Annotated in this window: 21 protein-coding genes; 9 read left to right on the plus strand and 12 right to left on the minus strand. The window is 58.6% G+C overall.

Annotation, left to right across the window (positions count from 1 at the left end):
* Positions 1-116: 116 nt before the first annotated feature.
* Complete coding sequence (locus BLR72_RS01175; RefSeq protein ID WP_244506591.1) at positions 117-656, minus strand: hypothetical protein; 540 nt, start codon at positions 654-656, stop codon at positions 117-119.
* Between the two features lie 552 nt (positions 657-1,208).
* Here BLR72_RS01175 and BLR72_RS01185 point away from each other — a divergent pair.
* The 3 genes from BLR72_RS01185 (at position 1,209) to BLR72_RS01190 (ending at position 2,291) form a co-directional block, all read left to right on the plus strand.
* Positions 1,209-1,388: a DUF3606 domain-containing protein gene (locus tag BLR72_RS01185; protein ID WP_091944281.1), complete on the plus strand. Its 180-nt coding sequence runs from the start codon at positions 1,209-1,211 to the stop codon at positions 1,386-1,388.
* Between the two features lie 127 nt (positions 1,389-1,515).
* A complete protein-coding gene (locus BLR72_RS22350; RefSeq protein WP_175492249.1) occupies positions 1,516-1,668 on the plus strand; it encodes a hypothetical protein in 153 nt (50 codons plus the stop codon).
* Between the two features lie 146 nt (positions 1,669-1,814).
* A complete protein-coding gene (locus BLR72_RS01190) occupies positions 1,815-2,291 on the plus strand; it encodes an Hsp20 family protein (RefSeq protein ID WP_091944284.1) in 477 nt (158 codons plus the stop codon).
* A 341-nt stretch (positions 2,292-2,632) separates the two neighbouring features.
* On the opposite strand, the gene BLR72_RS01195 is transcribed toward BLR72_RS01190, so the two are convergent.
* Genes BLR72_RS01195 through lgt form a run of 4 tightly spaced genes read right to left on the minus strand, consistent with a single transcriptional unit; the run spans position 2,633 to position 6,581 of the window.
* Positions 2,633-3,784 (minus strand): M24 family metallopeptidase, encoded by a 1,152-nt coding sequence (locus BLR72_RS01195; protein ID WP_091944288.1) that lies wholly within the window; start codon positions 3,782-3,784, stop codon positions 2,633-2,635.
* A 4-nt stretch (positions 3,785-3,788) separates the two neighbouring features.
* Positions 3,789-4,580 carry a peptidoglycan editing factor PgeF gene (gene pgeF, locus BLR72_RS01200; protein ID WP_027233426.1) on the minus strand — a complete coding sequence of 264 codons (792 nt, stop codon included), beginning with the start codon at positions 4,578-4,580 and terminating at the stop codon, positions 3,789-3,791.
* A 49-nt stretch (positions 4,581-4,629) separates the two neighbouring features.
* Positions 4,630-5,733, minus strand: a complete 1,104-nt coding sequence (locus tag BLR72_RS01205) for a class I SAM-dependent methyltransferase (RefSeq protein WP_091944291.1) — start codon at positions 5,731-5,733, stop codon at positions 4,630-4,632.
* Positions 5,730-6,581, minus strand: a complete 852-nt coding sequence (lgt, locus tag BLR72_RS01210; protein WP_091946422.1) for a prolipoprotein diacylglyceryl transferase — start codon at positions 6,579-6,581, stop codon at positions 5,730-5,732. Before lgt ends, BLR72_RS01205 begins: the two co-directional genes overlap by 4 nt.
* A 179-nt stretch (positions 6,582-6,760) precedes the next feature.
* Here lgt and BLR72_RS01215 point away from each other — a divergent pair, with 179 nt between their 5' ends.
* A complete protein-coding gene (locus BLR72_RS01215) occupies positions 6,761-7,075 on the plus strand; it encodes an accessory factor UbiK family protein (RefSeq protein WP_091946425.1) in 315 nt (104 codons plus the stop codon).
* A 62-nt stretch (positions 7,076-7,137) separates the two neighbouring features.
* Here the strand turns inward: BLR72_RS01215 and BLR72_RS22355 are convergent, their stop codons facing one another.
* Positions 7,138-7,311 carry a hypothetical protein gene (locus tag BLR72_RS22355; protein ID WP_175492250.1) on the minus strand — a complete coding sequence of 58 codons (174 nt, stop codon included), beginning with the start codon at positions 7,309-7,311 and terminating at the stop codon, positions 7,138-7,140.
* A gap of 517 nt (positions 7,312-7,828) precedes the next feature.
* Here BLR72_RS22355 and BLR72_RS01220 point away from each other — a divergent pair.
* The 4 genes from BLR72_RS01220 (at position 7,829) to BLR72_RS01235 (ending at position 11,058) form a co-directional block, all read left to right on the plus strand.
* Positions 7,829-8,329, plus strand: a complete 501-nt coding sequence (locus BLR72_RS01220; RefSeq protein WP_091924029.1) for a type III secretion system chaperone family protein — start codon at positions 7,829-7,831, stop codon at positions 8,327-8,329.
* Positions 8,330-8,361: 32 nt separating this feature from the next.
* Positions 8,362-8,697, plus strand: coding sequence for a tRNA-binding protein (locus BLR72_RS01225; RefSeq protein ID WP_091944293.1), 336 nt, complete (start codon positions 8,362-8,364; stop codon positions 8,695-8,697).
* 97 nt (positions 8,698-8,794) lie between these two features.
* The gene (locus BLR72_RS01230; protein WP_091944295.1) at positions 8,795-9,784 is read left to right on the plus strand and encodes an AraC family transcriptional regulator; all 990 of its coding nucleotides are present in this window, start codon (positions 8,795-8,797) and stop codon (positions 9,782-9,784) included.
* Positions 9,785-9,843: 59 nt separating this feature from the next.
* Positions 9,844-11,058 carry an MFS transporter gene (locus BLR72_RS01235; RefSeq protein WP_091944298.1) on the plus strand — a complete coding sequence of 405 codons (1,215 nt, stop codon included), beginning with the start codon at positions 9,844-9,846 and terminating at the stop codon, positions 11,056-11,058.
* A gap of 104 nt (positions 11,059-11,162) precedes the next feature.
* Here BLR72_RS01235 and BLR72_RS01240 read toward each other — a convergent pair whose 3' ends face one another.
* The 3 genes from BLR72_RS01240 to BLR72_RS01250 form a co-directional block, all read right to left on the minus strand.
* The gene (locus BLR72_RS01240; protein ID WP_091944301.1) at positions 11,163-12,734 is read right to left on the minus strand and encodes a GMC family oxidoreductase; all 1,572 of its coding nucleotides are present in this window, start codon (positions 12,732-12,734) and stop codon (positions 11,163-11,165) included.
* Between the two features lie 46 nt (positions 12,735-12,780).
* Positions 12,781-13,347 carry a Twin-arginine translocation pathway signal gene (locus tag BLR72_RS01245; RefSeq protein WP_091944304.1) on the minus strand — a complete coding sequence of 189 codons (567 nt, stop codon included), beginning with the start codon at positions 13,345-13,347 and terminating at the stop codon, positions 12,781-12,783.
* Between the two features lie 96 nt (positions 13,348-13,443).
* Positions 13,444-13,839: a VOC family protein gene (locus tag BLR72_RS01250; RefSeq protein WP_027233416.1), complete on the minus strand. Its 396-nt coding sequence runs from the start codon at positions 13,837-13,839 to the stop codon at positions 13,444-13,446.
* A gap of 218 nt (positions 13,840-14,057) precedes the next feature.
* Here BLR72_RS01250 and BLR72_RS01255 point away from each other — a divergent pair, with 218 nt between their 5' ends.
* Complete coding sequence (locus tag BLR72_RS01255) at positions 14,058-14,378, plus strand: ribbon-helix-helix domain-containing protein (protein ID WP_027233415.1); 321 nt, start codon at positions 14,058-14,060, stop codon at positions 14,376-14,378.
* Positions 14,379-14,392: 14 nt separating this feature from the next.
* Here the strand turns inward: BLR72_RS01255 and BLR72_RS01260 are convergent, their stop codons facing one another.
* The 3 genes from BLR72_RS01260 to BLR72_RS01270 form a co-directional block, all read right to left on the minus strand.
* Positions 14,393-15,733, minus strand: coding sequence for an ATP-binding protein (locus BLR72_RS01260; RefSeq protein WP_175492289.1), 1,341 nt, complete (start codon positions 15,731-15,733; stop codon positions 14,393-14,395).
* A 125-nt stretch (positions 15,734-15,858) separates the two neighbouring features.
* Positions 15,859-16,563 (minus strand): response regulator, encoded by a 705-nt coding sequence (locus BLR72_RS01265; protein WP_027233413.1) that lies wholly within the window; start codon positions 16,561-16,563, stop codon positions 15,859-15,861.
* A 70-nt stretch (positions 16,564-16,633) separates the two neighbouring features.
* The gene (locus BLR72_RS01270) at positions 16,634-17,137 is read right to left on the minus strand and encodes a MarR family winged helix-turn-helix transcriptional regulator (RefSeq protein ID WP_091923819.1); all 504 of its coding nucleotides are present in this window, start codon (positions 17,135-17,137) and stop codon (positions 16,634-16,636) included.
* Between the last annotated feature and the right edge of the window lie 33 nt (positions 17,138-17,170).

A 17,170-nucleotide genomic window follows, 5' to 3' on the forward strand; every position in this document is an offset into this window, starting at 1 on the left:
CGTCAGCCAATTAAAGGATATGGCGGGCCTTTTACTGTGCTTCCCGCACAATGCAAGCATGCAGCAAGAAATCCAACTCTATTCCGCGGCATTATCCGGCAAAACGCGTAAATATGTCACGTCTTGGCGCCGGAAACCCAGGCCAGATAACCCTGTATCGCCTTGTCGGCGATGCCTTCCATGGTCTTGGCCGGTACCGTGCTCCAGGGGTCGGCGCCGCCACCCGGCACTTTTTCCTGGCCCTGGATACGGTGCAGCCGGGTGCCAGCCGGATCGAGTACGTCCCATACATATATGATCGTCGTCTGGTTGCCGTCGGGCAGCGCCGAGAAATAGCCCTTCATGATGTGCGTGTTGTCGGTATCGGCAGCGGTGCCAAGGACAATACCCTTTTCCTTGGCAAGAGCCGAAAGGCGCTGCGACAGCGGCGTTGCGGCAGCGATTGGCGCGCCGACGATAGGGGCAAAGCGAAGCTTGGCGGTGCGCGCGGCGCCTGGCGCATTGGCGGTGGTGGTCGGTGCGGCCCCGGCAGTTGCGGGGACGGGGGCACCGGCAGTCGTCTGCGCCGCTGTGGCGGTCGTTTGGGCAGTGCCAGGGGTTGCCGGTGTGGTCGCGCTGCCCTTTGCCGCTGGCAGGTCGGCCTTGCTGACGCCCATCGGCGATTCCGAACTGTTGCAGGCGGCGAGCGCGAGTGTTGCAAGCAATGCGACCGCGCATGTCAGTGAGTTACGAGACCACATCTTCAGTCAAACCCCGTCATGAGCCACCTTATCAAAATAGAAGCAGAAGAGAGTTTTATTTTACGATCAAGTCAACCCGGCTATTGACTATGCTTCGTTTTTTGTCGCGTCGCCCGCACCTTTATCGCGATGCGGGTATAATTTGTTCGCTGCACGTTCTGCAAGCCTCTTCCGATCAGCGCTTGTCGCATCAGTTCTGCGAAACCCCGTATAAGCATTATGTTCATCGCGAGATGGGCCTGTGTTCCGACGGCGTGCTTGGCCTGAAATCTCTCGACCACGTGCACGTATGATGGCCATTGCTTTTAGGCAATTCCGTGGAGACGTCGTCACCCTTGCGCTTCACGCGCTTGCGAGCTGCCGGACTGCTCCAACCCCGACGAAGATTCTATCAGTTCGGGCTGGGAGCGGAACCTAAATCCTTTGCGGCTGTTGAGAAACAACAGCAACAGCCGGGGAGAAACCCAAATGTCAGATGACAAATCCAAGCAGGACAATCGAGACCGCGCCACAGTGTCGGCAAGCGAGGACTACGAGGTGAACTACCTCATGACGAAGCATGACATCAGCAGGGACCGGGCCCTTGAGCTGATCAAGAAGCACGGCGGCAGTCGCAAGAAGATCGAGAGCGAACTTGGAGGCCGCTGACCCATGGCCGCCTATGATCTGTTGTGGACGACACTTCCAGTTTTGATCGCCGCCCTTCTCTTCTCCATTCCCGAGATCGGCCCACCCAGAAGTGGTCATCGTCATCTTGCTACTGAAGGACGGTAGAATGGAGTATTTGTGGTTTGCGGTGGTGTTTGGCGGCCCGATCGTCCTCGGCGCAATCCTTGCCTTTGGCATGATGAAGCGCCGGCGCCTGACGGAACGAGAAAAACAGGCCTCAAAAGAAGCAACCAGGAAGCTTTATCGCTCGGACGATTAGCAATTTTTTTGCACCGAAAATCTTGACAGCGTTTCCTGCCATTACCAAATTTTTCGCGGTCGGTTGCACGTCAGTGGACCGACGTCAGGGAGCGCCAAGCTTCTTGGCGCGCCTCATTTCTATGTTGCTCAAAGGAGGACCTAGCTATGAGAAGCAACGTCGATTTTTCCCCGTTCTACCGGTCGAGCGTCGGCTTTGACCGCATTTTCAATCTGCTCGAAAACTCCACGCAACCGCAAGGCTCGGACAGATGGCCCCCCTATGACATCGTCAAGCTTGGGGAGGACAAATATCGCATCGTGATTGCCGTGGCCGGCTTCGGACAAGATGACCTCGCCATCACCCATGAGCCAAATTTGCTAGTGGTCAAGGGTGACAAGTCCGTTGATGAAGAGCTGCATTATCTTCACCACGGTTTGGCGCTAAGGCCATTCGCCCACCGCTTCGAGCTTGCGGACCATGTGAGCGTTACCGATGCGCGTGTCGACAATGGTCTGTTGATCATCGATCTCAAAAAGGAGATCCCCGAGGAAATGAAGCCGCGTCGGATCGCGATCAGCGGATCCGCCAACACGATAGCCGGCGATAGTTCCAACCGGGTCAGCGATAATCGAGCTGCCTAGGAGTGGCTGCCTCCACCTCATCAACCGGGTGGGTGGAGGCCCAGTTTGCCTTATCTTTGTGAAGTGTGACAGCCATGCAAGCTATTACATCAGGACCAAAACAGCGGACGGCGCCTCCGGACCTGTTGCGAAAGGTAAAATCCCAAACGTCGGATAAAGTCCAAGCCACCCATACATTTGCCGACATCTTACGAAAGGCCAGGGGTGGTTATATGAAGCATCGGTTCAAAACCGATAAACCTTGACCGGCGTTAATTGGCGAGTCCCTGAGTTGGGACTCGCCGCTTGGTTGCGGCAGGCCGGATTTGCACCGAAGATCTAGTTTGCAATAGCAACCATGGCTACTTTACGATCAATTCAAGAGGTTGGCGCGACAGGGTTTCAGCCGCGCCGTTGGTCGTAAGATAGGTCCGGCCCAGCGTCATCGCCGTATTGGTGTCGGAGTCGAATATGATCATGTGCCCGAACAGCGTCATGTCCGGCTGGATACGCTCGGAGTTCCCCGGATAGAACATCGGCATGTCCATCCAGGACGGGGTAAAGCGCGCGCCAACAGAATATCCGCAAGCATTCAAGCGGTGGCGGGTCAGTTCATGGGCTTCCATGACCTTGGCATGGGCCTCGAAGACGTCGCCGAAGGTCGCGGCGGGGGTCATGGCGGCCTCGACTGCAAGCAGGGCTTCCTGCGCCGCATCGAAGAGTTCCTGATGACGCTTCGATGCCTTGCCGGTAAGGACCGTCCGCATCATCGGTGCGTGGTAGTGGCGGTAGACGCCAGACCATTCAAGGGTCAGCTGGTCGTTCTTGGTCAGCTTGCGGCGGCCGGACTTGTAGCGGCACAGAAGAGCATCGTCGCCCGAGCCGATGATGAATTCATTGGCCGGATAGTCGCCGCCGCCCGCAAAGATCGTCGATTGCATGGCCGCAAGAATGGCGCCTTCATCCGCGCCTGCCTTGATCAGTTTCAACGCCGCATCGAGGGCGTCGTCGCTGAGTTCGGCCGCCTTGCGGGCATAGACGATTTCCGCTGGGCTTTTCAGTGCGCGGAGTTTGTCGACGATGCCGGAAATGTCGACCAGTTGCCCGAAAGCCGTCAACTGCTCGTCGAGTCGTCGGCCGTCAGCGGCCGTCAGCCCGTGGGTCTGGTATTCGATGCCGATGCGGCGGCCAAGAAGATCGAGATCATTCAATATTTCGCGCAAGTCTGCCGCGGGATTGGCATTCTCGCGATCCGCCCAGACCACGACGTTTTCGATGTTCGAGGTCTGGCGCGCTTGCCGCAGATCAGCGGACCGGGTCATAAGCACGTGACTGCCGTCGGCCTTCATCACAAGGCACTGAAAAAAGCAGAAGCCGAATGTATCGTAGCCGGTCAGCCAGTACATGCTCTCCTGCGCAAACAGCAGGACCGCATCGAGCTTCTGCTCGGCCATCACGATCATCAGGCGATCGCGGCGCGCAGCAAATTCTTCCGGTTCGAAATGAAGGGCCATACTGTTACTCCGTAATGGTGATCGCCGAGATCTGCCGACCGTAGTCTGGTTCCTTGCGATGCGTCGTTCGGCGATAGGAGAAGAACTGATCCTCGTCGGCATAGGTGCATTGGCGAAGCGCCGACGCATTCACGCCGGCCTTTTCGAGCCGGCCGACGATGAAACCCCAAAGGTCGAACATCTTGTGGCCATTGTTGTGCGACGGACGGAAAAAATCCTTGTAGGAAGCGTCCCGCTCGACGAACTGGTCATAAAATTCGCTGCCGACCTCATAATTGTCGGGGCCGATCGTTGGGCCGAGGACAGCCTGAATGCGATCGCGTTTTGCACCGAGCGCGATCATCGCTTCGATGGTGTTTTCGAGGACGCCGCCAAGCGCCCCGCGCCAGCCGGCGTGGGCGGCGCCGACCACCTTCTTGTCCTTGTCGGCAAAAAGTATCGGACCGCAATCGGCCGAGAGCGAGCCGATGACGATGCCCGGCGTTGCCGTCACCATGGCATCGGCGTTCGGCCGCGTTCCGACAAAGGGACGGTTCACCGTGATGACGTCCGGCGAGTGCACCTGATGCACCGTGACGAGGTGTGTCAGCGGGGCACCGAGCGTTTCGGCTACGCGCCTTCGGTTTTCGCGGACGCGCTCCTGATTGTCCTTGGAGCCGCTCCCGACATTGAGGCCGCGATAGATGCCGTCCGACACCCCGCCCTTGCGGGTGAAAAATCCATGGGCGATTCGGTCTTCTTCGGGGGATCCGAGCAGGGCTGAGCGCAACGGTGCCGGTTTTTCGGAGTTGATCATGCTGTATGCCTTTCAAGGCCCGGGATGGTGGTTGAGCGAGCGCGCGAAGTCAATTGCCCTGGGTTCCGGCTTCGCTGCGTTCGAATGGAAAGGTGTGCGTTGCCACGTCCGCGACGCACAGCACTTTGAACAGTGTGCCCATCTGGTCCGGTCCCGCGAGGCGCTCGACATCGGCGCGAATCCGTTCCTGAAATTCCGGCGATTTGTCACGGCCAAGCGCGCCGGCCCGGTCGAGGATGCCCATGGCGATGAGAAAATCGCCCTGGGTCATGGCATTCGTCTTGCAGCCCTCATGACGGGCGGCCTGCGCCAGACTGTGGAAATCGACGTGGGTGGTAAGATCGGCTGCGCCGGGTATATGCAGCACGTCAACCGATTCATGGCGGCTGAGCGCCTGCAGCGTATCGCCAAACCCGGGTTGCAGGTGGCCGTAGTCGAACAGCAGCGCGGCGCCGCGCTGCTTGCGCAGACGCATGGCGATTTCCTGCATCAACGCGCTTCGCGCCGGAGCGATCTCGAATATGCTGCCTTCGGGTGCAACATCGCTTCCGGCCGGCAACAGGGCAGCTTCGATCGAACCGGAACCCGCAGCAAAGAACAGCCGGCCTGCAGGGTCGGCCACTATCATGCGCTCAACGAAACGACCGTTGGTCTTGACGTATTGTCGCGACGGAATGGCATCGAAAAGCTCATTGGCAATGAGGAGGAGGGGGCCATCGGCGACTTCGCCGAGGGTCTCCGTCCAGGTGATGCGTTCGGCATGCGCCGCCAGCTTTTCCTGTTGCACCGACCGCAGGCGATCGCTGATCTCGACCATGTGGATTTTGGCGGCGGCGGCGAACTGCGGCGAGAGCTTGCCCGCGGCACGCAGGAGGTCCTGCATCAGAGTGCCGCGCCCCGGACCCATTTCGCAAAGAACAAAGGAGGCAGGAGCGCCGAGCGCGCGCCAGGCATTGACGCACCAGACGCCGATGAGCTCGCCGAACATCTGGCTGATTTCCGGCGCGGTGATGAAATCGCCATCCTTGCCGAAGGGTTCGCGCGTCGTGTAGTAGCCCACATCGCGATCAAAGAGGCACATCGCCATATAGTCGGCGACGCTGATCGGGCCGCTCGCTTCGATCTGCCTGATGATCCGCTCTTTCAGGTTCATCGCCCTGTTGCGACCTCGGGATTTCGTGCCGACACTATAAAGGCAAGTCCAACCAGAATCATCGGTATCGACAGCACCATGCCCATTGTGAGCCAGCCGCCGTAAAGATAGCCGAGCTGCGCGTCAGGCTCGCGGAAAAACTCGACGAAGATGCGCGACAGGCCATAGAGGCCAATAAAAGTTCCACTGATGAAACGCGGACGTTTCAGCTTGCGCCCGTAAAAGATGAGCACGGCGAGTACCGTGAAGAGGACGATGCCTTCAAGCCCTGCCTCATAGAGCTGGCTCGGGTGGCGGACGAAGGGTCCGCCCGTCGGAAAGACCATGCCCCACGGCACGTCGGTCGGACGTCCCCAGAGTTCGCTGTTGATGAAATTGGCAACGCGCACAAGTCCAAGCCCGACAGGCACGCCAGCCGCGATCGTATCGAACATACTGTACACGTTGATCCTGCGCGAACGGGCAAACAGGATCATCGCAAGGATAACACCCAGCAGGCCGCCGTGAAACGACATGCCGCCTTCCCAAACTTTGAAGATATCGAGCGGATGGGACAGATATTTCGGCAGATCGTAGAAAAGAATGTAGCCGGTGCGCCCGCCAAGGACGACACCGAGGGCCGCCCAAAGGACGAAATCGTCGAGAGCGGTCGGCTTCATCGGCGGTGTATTGTTCGCCCACAGACGTGGCTTGGAGATGAGTTTCTTCGCATACCACCAGGCAAAGAGAATGCCGACGACGTATCCAAGTCCATACCAGTGCACGGAAAGCGGGCCGATGGAAAATATGACAGGATCAATATCAGGAAAAGCAATCGCTGCTAATGCAGGAAGGAGGATTTCGCTCACAAAGGCGCTCCGTGGCAGGACAAATGTTGGCGGGACCATGCGCGAGGGCATGAACAGCGTCAAGCGGCGTGTTGGGTAACATTTGTGCGGGCTTGCGCCAATCAGGGCGATTGTCGGACTTGCTTGCAATCGCTGTCGGCGACGATTATTTGTTTCACGAAACCAGAGAGGTATCCGCCATGAGCAATGGACCAAACCGCGTTCTCGATGAACTGGCAAAGCTTGTGACCGATGCTGCGGGCGCGGCGCAGGGCGTCCGGCGCGAAGTCGAAACCGCCTTTCGCGGTCAGGCCGAACGGCTGCTCAACACCATGGACGTCGTCCAGCGCGAGGACTTCGAGGCCGTACGCGAGATGGCGATCAGAGCCCGGGCCGAAAACACCGCGCTGCTGGCGCGGATCGAGGCCCTGGAGGCTCTCGTTGGCGCCGATGGCAAAACCGCGGACGGCGCCGAGAAACCCGGCATATCGAGGGCAAGGCCAAAGAAAGCATAGCCTCCAGCACCGCGATCTCGATCAGAAGCGTCTCATCAGACCTTTTCGCGTGCGGGCTCGATCTAAGCCGATTCGCCTTTTGCCAAACTGTCCTCGCCGGCTGCGAGCGCCGCTTCCTCCGTATCGAACGGGCCAACCTTTGGTCCCTGTTTGCCCTCGGCGGTTATCGCATAGTACCAAAGCCCGTCGTCATTTTTCTGGTTCACAGTCACTTTTTCACCTGGTTCATTAGACATTGCACGTCTCCATTCTTTGTTGGTCGTCTTGTCGAACGACAGGTTAAATGCCCACGATATCGGAGATATGACGAAACCATGCATTGGCCTTATCGCGAGAATAGATCGCGTCGTTTAAGTTTACGAAATGAAGCTGGCTTTTCATCGACGGCGTTGTGTATTTCCGCCGCCAATACGCAATCCCCAAAATAAATCTTAAGAATTTATCAACAGGTCGAAATCGCCGAAAATCGTTTTCTTAGAGTCGGTTAAAGGGGGCTCGTGAATCTTTTTGGCAGCGTCTTTCCACACCCATTCGCGCCATTCGACCAAAAGGGGGCTGGCGCTCGGACTCAGCATCAATACACTGAAATTACAGCATGATTCGTAAAAGGGATCATGCAGCGGTTGGGCTGGCGTCCAGCCGTCATCCGGCTGGTGCGTTCTGCCTGTCGGTGCGGTTTCAAGCGTATGTGTGCTTTGGGTGGGTGCTGCATTCCCGCAGCGTCGATGGGATTCGAAATAGCAGGTAATGGCGATGAGCCTTCTGGAAATAGAAATTGCGCGGGATCTCCATCCAGTGGATGTGATTGAACATGTTGCCCACACCAATGAGTGGGCATTCGAGCGCACCGGGGAAGATGAAATTGCCATAACCGTCGAAGGGAGCTGGACCGACTACCAGATTTCCTTTTCGTGGATGGAGGATTTCGAGGCTCTGCATCTTGCCTGCGCCTTCGACATCGCGATCAGCGAGCCGCGGGTCAACGAGGTCATGCGTCTGCTTTCCCTGATAAACGAACAATTGCTGATGGGCCACTTCGACCTTTGGCGTCAGGAAGGCGCCATCATGTACCGTCAATCGCTGCTGCTTTCGGGCGGTGCCGAGCCGACGAGCAAACAGGTCGAAGTTCTGCTTTCAAGCGCGCTCGATGCCTGCGAGACCTATTTCCAGGCCTTCCAGTTCGTGGTCTGGTCGGGCTCGACCGCACGGGAATCACTCGACAGCATCCTGTTCGAGACGGTAGGTTCGGCCTGATCGGTTCAACGTTCAGGCAGCATCCAAAGATCATGACGATAAGTTTTGACGATTTCGAAAAGGTCGATATCCGCGTCGGCACCATCATCGAGGCCCAAGCATTCCCGGAGGCACGCAAGCCCGCCTTTAAGCTGAAGATCGATTTCGGCTCCGAGATCGGGATCAAGCGCTCTTCGGCGCAGATCACCAAACATTATACGATCGAGGAATTGCAAGGCCGCCAGATCATGGCTGTCGTGAATTTCCCACCCCGCCAGATTGGGCCCTTCATGTCGGAAGTCCTGACGCTCGGATTTCCGGATGAGGAAGGCGCCGTCGTGCTTGCGGCGGTCAGCAAGCCAGTGCCGAATGGCGGCAAGCTCTTCTAGTTGGCGGTCGTCCAGCCTTCGCGCCGAAGGCTGGAAAGGCTATTGCAGAATATCGGCCCCACTTGCCTGTCGGACGTTCAGCATATAGATTAGCGAAATGCTTGATCATTCGTCCCGACCCAATTCGCCGTCACATATTCCCATGGATGCGCTGAGCGAGGTCCTGCAGGACTTTCGCTTGAATGGCGTCAATTATGGTCGTTGCGAGCTCCGACATCCATGGAGCATCGCCTTTCCGCAACAACCGCTGCTTCGTTTTCACTTTGTCGGGCAGGGTCCCTGCTGGATGCATACGGAAGTGCACGGCTGGCAGGAATTGCACGATGGCGACCTGGTGCTGCTGCCGCAGGGCATCGCCCATCGGCTCGCCAGCGCGCCGGACGTGTCGGGCGACTCGCTCGAGAGTTGCCAGGTGACCAAGTTAGGGAGCAACGTCTGCGAAGTTGTGCGCGAAGGTACCGGGGCGACCAGCACCCTTTTCTGCGGTTCCATGGCGCTGAACGCCTGTGCGCTTAACCCATTGATCACTTTGATGCCACCGATCATCAAGGGCTGCGACGTAGCAGGAAATGACCCGATCGTCGGTCCATTACTCGCAGCCATGACGACCGAGGCCGCGCAACCGCAGATGGGGAGCGCCACCATCCTGTCGCGCATGGCGGATCTCCTCACGGCGCGGCTCATCCGTTGCTGGGTCAATTGCAACGGAGCCTCGACAACTGGTTGGCTCGCAGCTATCCGAGACCCGCATATAGGGCGCGCCCTGGCAGCAATGCATCGGGACCCCGGCCGTAACTGGACTCTCGAAAGTCTCGCCGGCCTCGCCGGCCAGTCGCGGTCGATTTTTGCCGAACGCTTCAGCGCTGTTTTAGGTGAGGGTGCGGCACGCTATCTCGCCCGTCTGCGTATGCAGCTTGCCCGGGAGTTGCTTGGGCAAAGCGGCATGTCGGTTGCCGAGGTTGCTACCCGGTTGGGCTATGAATCCGAGGCATCCTTCGCCCGCGCATTCAAGCGCATCACCAATGTCTCGCCGGGCGTTGTGCGCCGCACAATTTCCGGACGAACAGACATGAATTTCGGATTTTAGGATACAGATCATCCGAGGTAACTGATTTATGAAGTATCTCCAAACCTGGAGATGCTTCGATGACAGACACAACACTACAGCTTGAAGGCGCGGCAATAGAGCTTGATGGCGGCGCGCCAGTTGCATGGAGCCGGGGTACCTGGTTCGCAGTGCTTTCGATGGCGGCGGCGAGCTTTGCTCTCGTCTCCGCCGAGTTTCTGCCGGCCGGCCTGTTGACGCCGATGGCGCGCGATCTCGGCATCAGCGAGGGAACGGCCGGACAGGTCGTCACTGCCACTGCTTCCGTCGGCGCCGTCACGGCCATGTTGAGCAATGTTCTGATCGGCCGCTTGAACCGTAAGACCGTGCTGGTCGGGCTCAGCGCCCTTGCGATCGGTTCCAACATTCTTGCGGCGTTAGCCACCGATTTCTGGCTATTGTTGCTGGGCCGGGCCGGGCTGGGTATCGCCCTCAGCGCGTTCTGGGCGCTTTCAGTCGCCGTCGTGGCAAGGCTGGTCGGCGCCAATGCGACAGGCCGGGGCATGGCTATCGTCACCCTCGGCGTATCGCTCGCTACCATTGCCGCACCATCGATGGGTGCATTGATCAGCGACTGGCTGGGCTGGCGCAGCGCCATGGCCATGACCGCGGGGCTGGCGGCGTTTGCCATGCTGCTGCAGTTGCTCAGCCTGCCGACCTTGCCTGCAACCACAAGCAACAGCCTTGCCGATGTCCTTCGGCTGACAAGGCGGCGCGGCATTCAACTCGGCATGCTCGCCATTCTTTTGCTGATGACGGGGCATTTTGCCGGCTCGGTCTATGTGCGCCCCTTCCTCGAACACGTAACGCTCCTTGCAACCGGGCCTATTGCCCTGGCGCTGCTCGGCTTCGGTGTCGCCGCCGTGGTCGGTAATATCGCCGGCGGCCGCCTGGCCGACGCCAATATCCGCATGGCGCTGGCTGTCACCGCCGCCCTGATGGCATTTGCGGCGCTCGCTTTGGTACTTTGGGGCGTGCACATTGGCGTTGCCTTCGGCTTCGCTACGCTGTGGGGCTTTGCCTTCGGCATGGCTCCGGTGGTGCTGCCGACAAACTTGTCCCGCGCCGCCCCTGACGCGCTGGAAGCAGCGGGCAGCCTGATGGTCACCTCTTTCCAGGTCGCCATCACGATTGGCGCGGTTGTCGGCGGTTATGTCGTCGATACCTATGGCGCCACGGCTCCCTTGACCCTTACCGGCATACTTGCCGCAGCGACAGCCGTGCTGGCGCTGCTACAGCCCCGCGCTGAAGAATAGGATCGGCTGGTTCAAGGGCCTAGCTACACCATTGACGCAATCTCGACGGGAAATTGCGCCAATGGCGTAGCCCGGTCTGCTTGGGAGAAATCAACCGGGCGTTTTCAGATTGTCTTGGCCGCCATCTCCTGTGCGATATAGTCGGCCTGGCGGATTGCCAGGCTGACAATGGTGAGCGTCGGGTTCTCCGCGCCGCCCGTCGTGAACTGGCTCCCATCCGCGATAAACAAGTTCTTGATGTCGTGGCTCTGCCCGTTCTTGTTGACGACGCCGTCCTTTGCCTTCTCGCTCATCCGGTTGGTGCCGAGATTGTGGGTCGAAGGATAGGGCGGTGTCGGGAAGGTGCGCACTGCACCGACGGACTTATAGAGTTCCTGACCCTGTTGATAGGCATGATCCCGCATCGCTTTGTCGTTCGGATGGTCGCTGAAGTTCACATTGGCGATAGGTAGGCCATATTTGTCCTTCTCATCCTTGTGCAGAGTGATGCGATTATCCTCTTGCGGCATGTCTTCGCCGACGATCCACATGCCAGCCATGTTTACGTATTGGTCGAGCGCCGAGGTGAAAGACCGGCCCCACGCGCCCGGATCGAGGAACGCCGCCAGGAAGGGGATGCCAAGGGACAGCGTCTCCATCTCATAGCCGCCGACAAAGCCGCGCGACGGATCGTGTTTTGCCTCATCGCGAATTATACCGGCCATTGTGGTGCCGCGATACATGTGCACCGGCTTTTCGAACACGGCATAGACGGAGCCGGTGGTGTGGCGCATGTAGTTACGTCCGACCTGCCCGGAGGAATTGCCGAGCCCGTCCGGGAACATGCTCGACGCGGAGTTCAGCAGCAGGCGCGGGCTCTCGATCGAATTGCCGGCAACGGCGACGATGCGAGCCTTCTGCAATTGCTGCTTGCCATCCTTGTCGACGTAGAGGACGCCGGTAACCTTGCCGCTCTTGTCGTGCTCGATCTTCTGCACCATTGAATTGGGACGGACCTCGAGTTTGCCGGTCGTCTCCCCTTTCGGAATTTCCGTATAGAGCGTCGACCATTTCGCGCCCCATTTGCAGCCCTGGAAGCAGAAGCCCGTCTGTTGGCAGGACATGCGGTCGTCGCGCTCGGCCGAATTGATGGCCATATGTCCGGTATTGCATTCCTTGTAGCCTAGCTTGTCGGCGCCGGCTTTCAACACCTTGAAATTGTTGTTGCCGGGCAGACCCTCGATATTATTGGTGCGCGTGACACCCATCTTGTCCTCGGCCTTGGCATAATAGGGCTCGAGTTCGGCAAGAGTGATCGGCCAGTCGAGAAGGTTCGCGCCCTTGACCTTGCCGTAGTGCGTCAGCGCCTCGAACTCGTGGTCCTGGAAGCGCAGCGATGCGCCCGCCCAGTGCGTGGTCGATCCGCCGACGGATTTGACGATCCAGGCCGGAAGGTTTGGAAAGTCCTTGGCGACGCGCCAATCGCCCGAGGTGGTGCGCTTGTCGACCCATGCAAGCTGGCCGAAGCTATCCCACTCGTCATTGATGAAATCATCATATTCGTGACGCGCGCCCGCTTCGAGTATGACGACGTCTATGCCTTTTTGTGCAAGTTCGTTGCCCAGCGTGCCGCCGCCGGCGCCGGAGCCGATGATGACGACGACGCTGTCGTCTTTGAGATCATAAGGTGCAGCCATGGTTTCCTCCCATTAGCCAAAATCTTCGGTTCTATCGGTCTTGCCGTCAGAGCCACTCAATGTCGCTGAAGCCACGGGCGATGTAGCCACCCTTCGAGAAGGATTCGCCTTCGTAGCCAAAGATCGGCCAAAGGTCCTTTTGGTTGTAGAGGCCCGTTACGAGTCCGCCGCGAATGGTTTGGAAGAACGGCGTGTCCTCGATCTTGCGAAGAATGGCCAGGCGGTCTTCTTCCCAGCCGAGACCAAGGTAACCGCCCTTGCCGGCACGCTTGTCGAGATCGGCAACGCCGTCGACGACAAGCTTCTTGGTTTTCGGGTCCTCACCGGCCTTGGCGTCGTAAGACTTGACGGCGATCGCATAGAAGCGATCGGGGACCTGATCGTGCGGATAGACGTCGCGCGCCATCTGGATCAGGGTCGCCATGGTCTGCGGATCGAGATTTGTCGTCTCCAATCCCCAGGCGAATTTTGGATGGATGATCGAACTGCCGCTGATGATGAGAATGGCGCCAAGGCTGGCGCTGCCACTTTTCAGAAGATCGCGGCGGGATATGCCCTTGCCGCTAGGGCCGGACTCGTCCAGATCCCGCTTGCGGTTGAAGATTGTAACCATTGAATTCCTCCCTTGCTTGCTATCGGCACCCGCCGGAGAACCGGCGAAATGCCCTTGCTGGCTATGACGGCGTTCCTCCAACGCCGCTCGGCCGGTTCAGACGAACCGGCCTTGTCTTTCCAGGACTTCGATCTTGTATCCGTCCGGATCTTCGACGAAGAAGAAGCGCGCGATCATCGTTTCCTCCCGCTTGAATTCGACAATGTCGCGGACCTTGTAGTCGAGGCCTTTCAGCCGCGCGTGGATGGCGTCGAGGTCGTCGACGCTGACGGCGAGATGACCGTATCCGTCCCCAAGATTATAGGGCTCGGTCCGGCCTTTGTTGATCGTCAGTTCGAGTTCGAACGGCGTTTCTTCATTGCGCAGATAGATGAGCGTGAACGTATCGAAGTCCAGCCGGTCGGCGACGTCGAGACCGAAAGCCGACTTATAGAATGACCTCGATTTTTCCTCATCGAGAACACGGATCATCGAATGAATGGCTTTTGCCAAGGTCGCCTCCATGGAGGTTGACGGGTTCGTCTCAAAACGAGGTTGCAGTGTCGAGACTTGTCGGTGATTATGCGCTTGGGAGAAGAAAAGTGGTGGCAATCGGCTACCACACCGCCTTGCAAGCGGAATAAATTTTCTCAAAACGCACCAATGACCATTCCGTCCGTTCGGGCACCGATTACGGACGCGGTCATCAGGCAGAAAGGGAGGTCTTGATAATGTGCAAGGTATTTGCAGAACAGGATCCGCAGGGTTATCGGCAGATCAATCGTTCTGTGCGCATCGGCGGACATTCTACCAGCATTCAACTTGAAGCGACGTTCTGGCAACTGCTCGACGAGATTGCCGAAAGCCAGAAAATGACGACGCCGCGCTTCATTTCGACGCTCTATGACGAGGCTTTGCAAGCACAGGGAGAGATACCCAATTTTGCTTCCATGCTGCGCACGACATGTGCGCTTTATCTGCGCGGCGTCCAGATTGCAGCCGAAAAACCCGGAGAATGCGGGTCGGCGCTGATCAATGAACATGCGGCCTGACTGCCGCAACAGGCCTAGGCCGGAATTCGCACGACGGCCCTGAGCCCTCCGACCGGGCTTTCATCCAGCGTAATGTCGCCGCCATGGCTGCGGGCTATATCAAGCGCAATGGCGAGGCCGAGCCCGGTCCCGCTCGAGTCTTGATTGCGTGCCTCGTCGAGTCGGAAGAATGGCTTGAAGACCTCGTCGCGCATCTCCTTCGGAATGCCGGGACCATCATCGTCGATCGTGATCGTCAGCCAGCCTTCACGATGGTCGGCCAGAACCAAGACATTCCTAGCGTAGCGGAACGAATTCGACACGAGGTTCGAGATCAGGCGCGAAAAAGCATTGGGGCGGACCTGAATGACCGGCTCGCCCTTGATGTTCGAACTGAAGCCGCGGTCGAGCAGCGTTCCTTCCTCCTTGAGCTTGGCGAAGAAGCGCTCGAGGCTGAATGCGCCGGTTTCCTCCTCGGCCTCGCTGCGCGCAAAAGCAAGATAGCCTTCGAGCATCGACTGCATGTCGTCGATATCCTGCTCCATGGCTTCGGTATCGACCCTGTTGCCGACGAGGGCAAGTTGCAGCTTGAAGCGCGTAAGGATCGTGCGCAGATCGTGGCTTACCCCGCTCAGCATGGTCGTGCGCTGTTCGATCTGTCGTTCGATGCGCTCGCGCATGACGATGAAGGCGGCGCCAGCGCGCCGCACTTCCTCGGCGCCGCGCGGCTTGAAGTCGGGAGGCGGCGAGCGTCCCTTGCCGAAACTGTCTGCCGCCGATGCAAGCTGCTGGATCGGCTTGATCTGGTTGCGCAGGAAGAGGATCGCAATCGCCAGGAGAACCAGCGCGGAGCCTGCCATCCAGACCAGAAAAATCAATGTGTTCGACGCATAGGCCTGGCTGCGGCGCGCGAAGACGCGCAGCACCTTGTTGTCGAGCTGGATACGAATTTCCACAAGGTCGGAGTCCCCGATCGTATCAATCCAGAACGGGCGGTTGATCTGGCGCGTGATCTCCTCGCTGAGGATGCCGTCGAGAATTGAGAAGAACGGCTTCGGGCCTGGTGCGGGCAGCGGATCGCCCGGCAATATGGAAATGTTGAGCGCGAGGCGTTCGCGGGCGATTCGGATGAGATTCTCGTAGCCGGGATCCTGTGGATAGGTGTCCATCAGGTCGATGATGCCGGCAATGTCGCGCACCACGGCCGTTGAAAGGCGCTGCGTAACGGTTTGCCAGTGCCTTTCCATGAACACGAAGGCGATTACCGACTGCAACAGCACCATCGGAGCGATGATGATGATCAGGGATCGCGCATAGAGCCGTTTCGGCATCCAGTGCGCGAGCCAGCGTGTGAACTTTCGCCAGGGACCGAGCAGCGTGCTTCGTCTGCGCCGCCAGTGACGCTTTCTGACGGCCAATGCGCGCTTTGCGGTATCAGTCTGTGCCATTACTCGTTGTCCGCTCACGCATTGGAATGGCGCGGATCACGAGGGTCGGGATCCTACTCCACGCTGAGTTTATAGCCGACGCCGCGCACGGTCTGCAACCAAACCGGATTGGCTGGATCGTTTTCGATCTTGCGGCGCAGCCGGTTGATCTGGACGTCGATCGTACGCTCGCCGACATCGCCCTCCTGGCCCGTCAGTTCGTGCCGGGGCACGGTCTCGCCGGCGCGCGCGGCGAAGATCGCCATGATATCCTGTTCGCGATCGGTGAGGCGAATGATTTCGCCGGACCGTTTCAGTTCGCGCTTGGCGATGATGAACGTATAGGGGCCGAATACGATCTGTTCGATCTTGGCCTGGGCTGCCGGGGCGCCGCGGCGCAATATGTTGTTTATCCTGAGTATCAGTTCGCGCGGATCGAACGGCTTCGGCAGATAGTCGTCGGCGCCGGCTTCGAGCCCGGCGATGCGGCTGTCGGTTTCCGACAGCGCCGTCAGCATCAGGATCGGCACGGTCTTTTCCTTGCGCAGCGACTGCGTCAGGGCAACGCCCGTTTCGCCCGGCATCATCACATCCAGAATCAGGAGGTCGAAATCAATGCCGGCAAGTTTGCGGCGAGCGTCGTCGGCATTGGCGGCCACCGTAACACGAAAGCCGCTGCCGGTGAGATATTGCGACAGTAGATTGCGAATTCGGGTGTCGTCGTCGACGATGAGCAGATGCGGCGCATCGTCCGATAGCGGATGTTCTTCACTCACCAGGTGTGTCCCTCTGATTGCCGGGTCTTGCGTCCCTTGTTCTTTCAATTCCAATTCTTCGTGCACTAAATTTCTATCCTGCCTTGGGTAGACTGTCGATCTGTTGCCATTGTGAAGGATTGACCATTGCCTTGAGGAAATGTTCGATCACGGCGCGGTCGGAGTGACCGATTTGGTCCAATGCACCGGCAATGCGGCGTGATTGCGGTGCCGCAAGTTCGAGCGCGAGATCGCGCCCTTTGGGCGTGGGGTATAATTCGCGCTGGCGCCGGTCGTGCGGGCCCGGTATCTGGACCACATGGTCGGTATCGATCAATTGCTTCAAGACGCGGGCGAGGCTCTGCTTGGTGATCTGCAGAACGTCCAGAAGTTCGGCCACCGTCATTCCCGGCTTGCGATTGATGAAATAGAGAACGCGGTGGTGTGCGCGCCCGAAGGAAAGTTTCTCGAGGATCATGTCGGGATCGGCTGTGAAGTCGCGATAGGCAAAGAAGAACAGCTCGATGATGTCAAGTTCGCGCGCGTCGCTTTTCGTCAGGGCTGTCTCGATATGCCGATCGGGTGTATAAGATTTCATGCAGGTTCCCCGCTCAGTTGGAAAATTATGTCA

Source organism: Phyllobacterium sp. YR620 (genome assembly GCF_900104165.1).
Taxonomy (GTDB): Bacteria; Pseudomonadota; Alphaproteobacteria; order Rhizobiales; family Rhizobiaceae; genus Phyllobacterium; species Phyllobacterium pellucidum.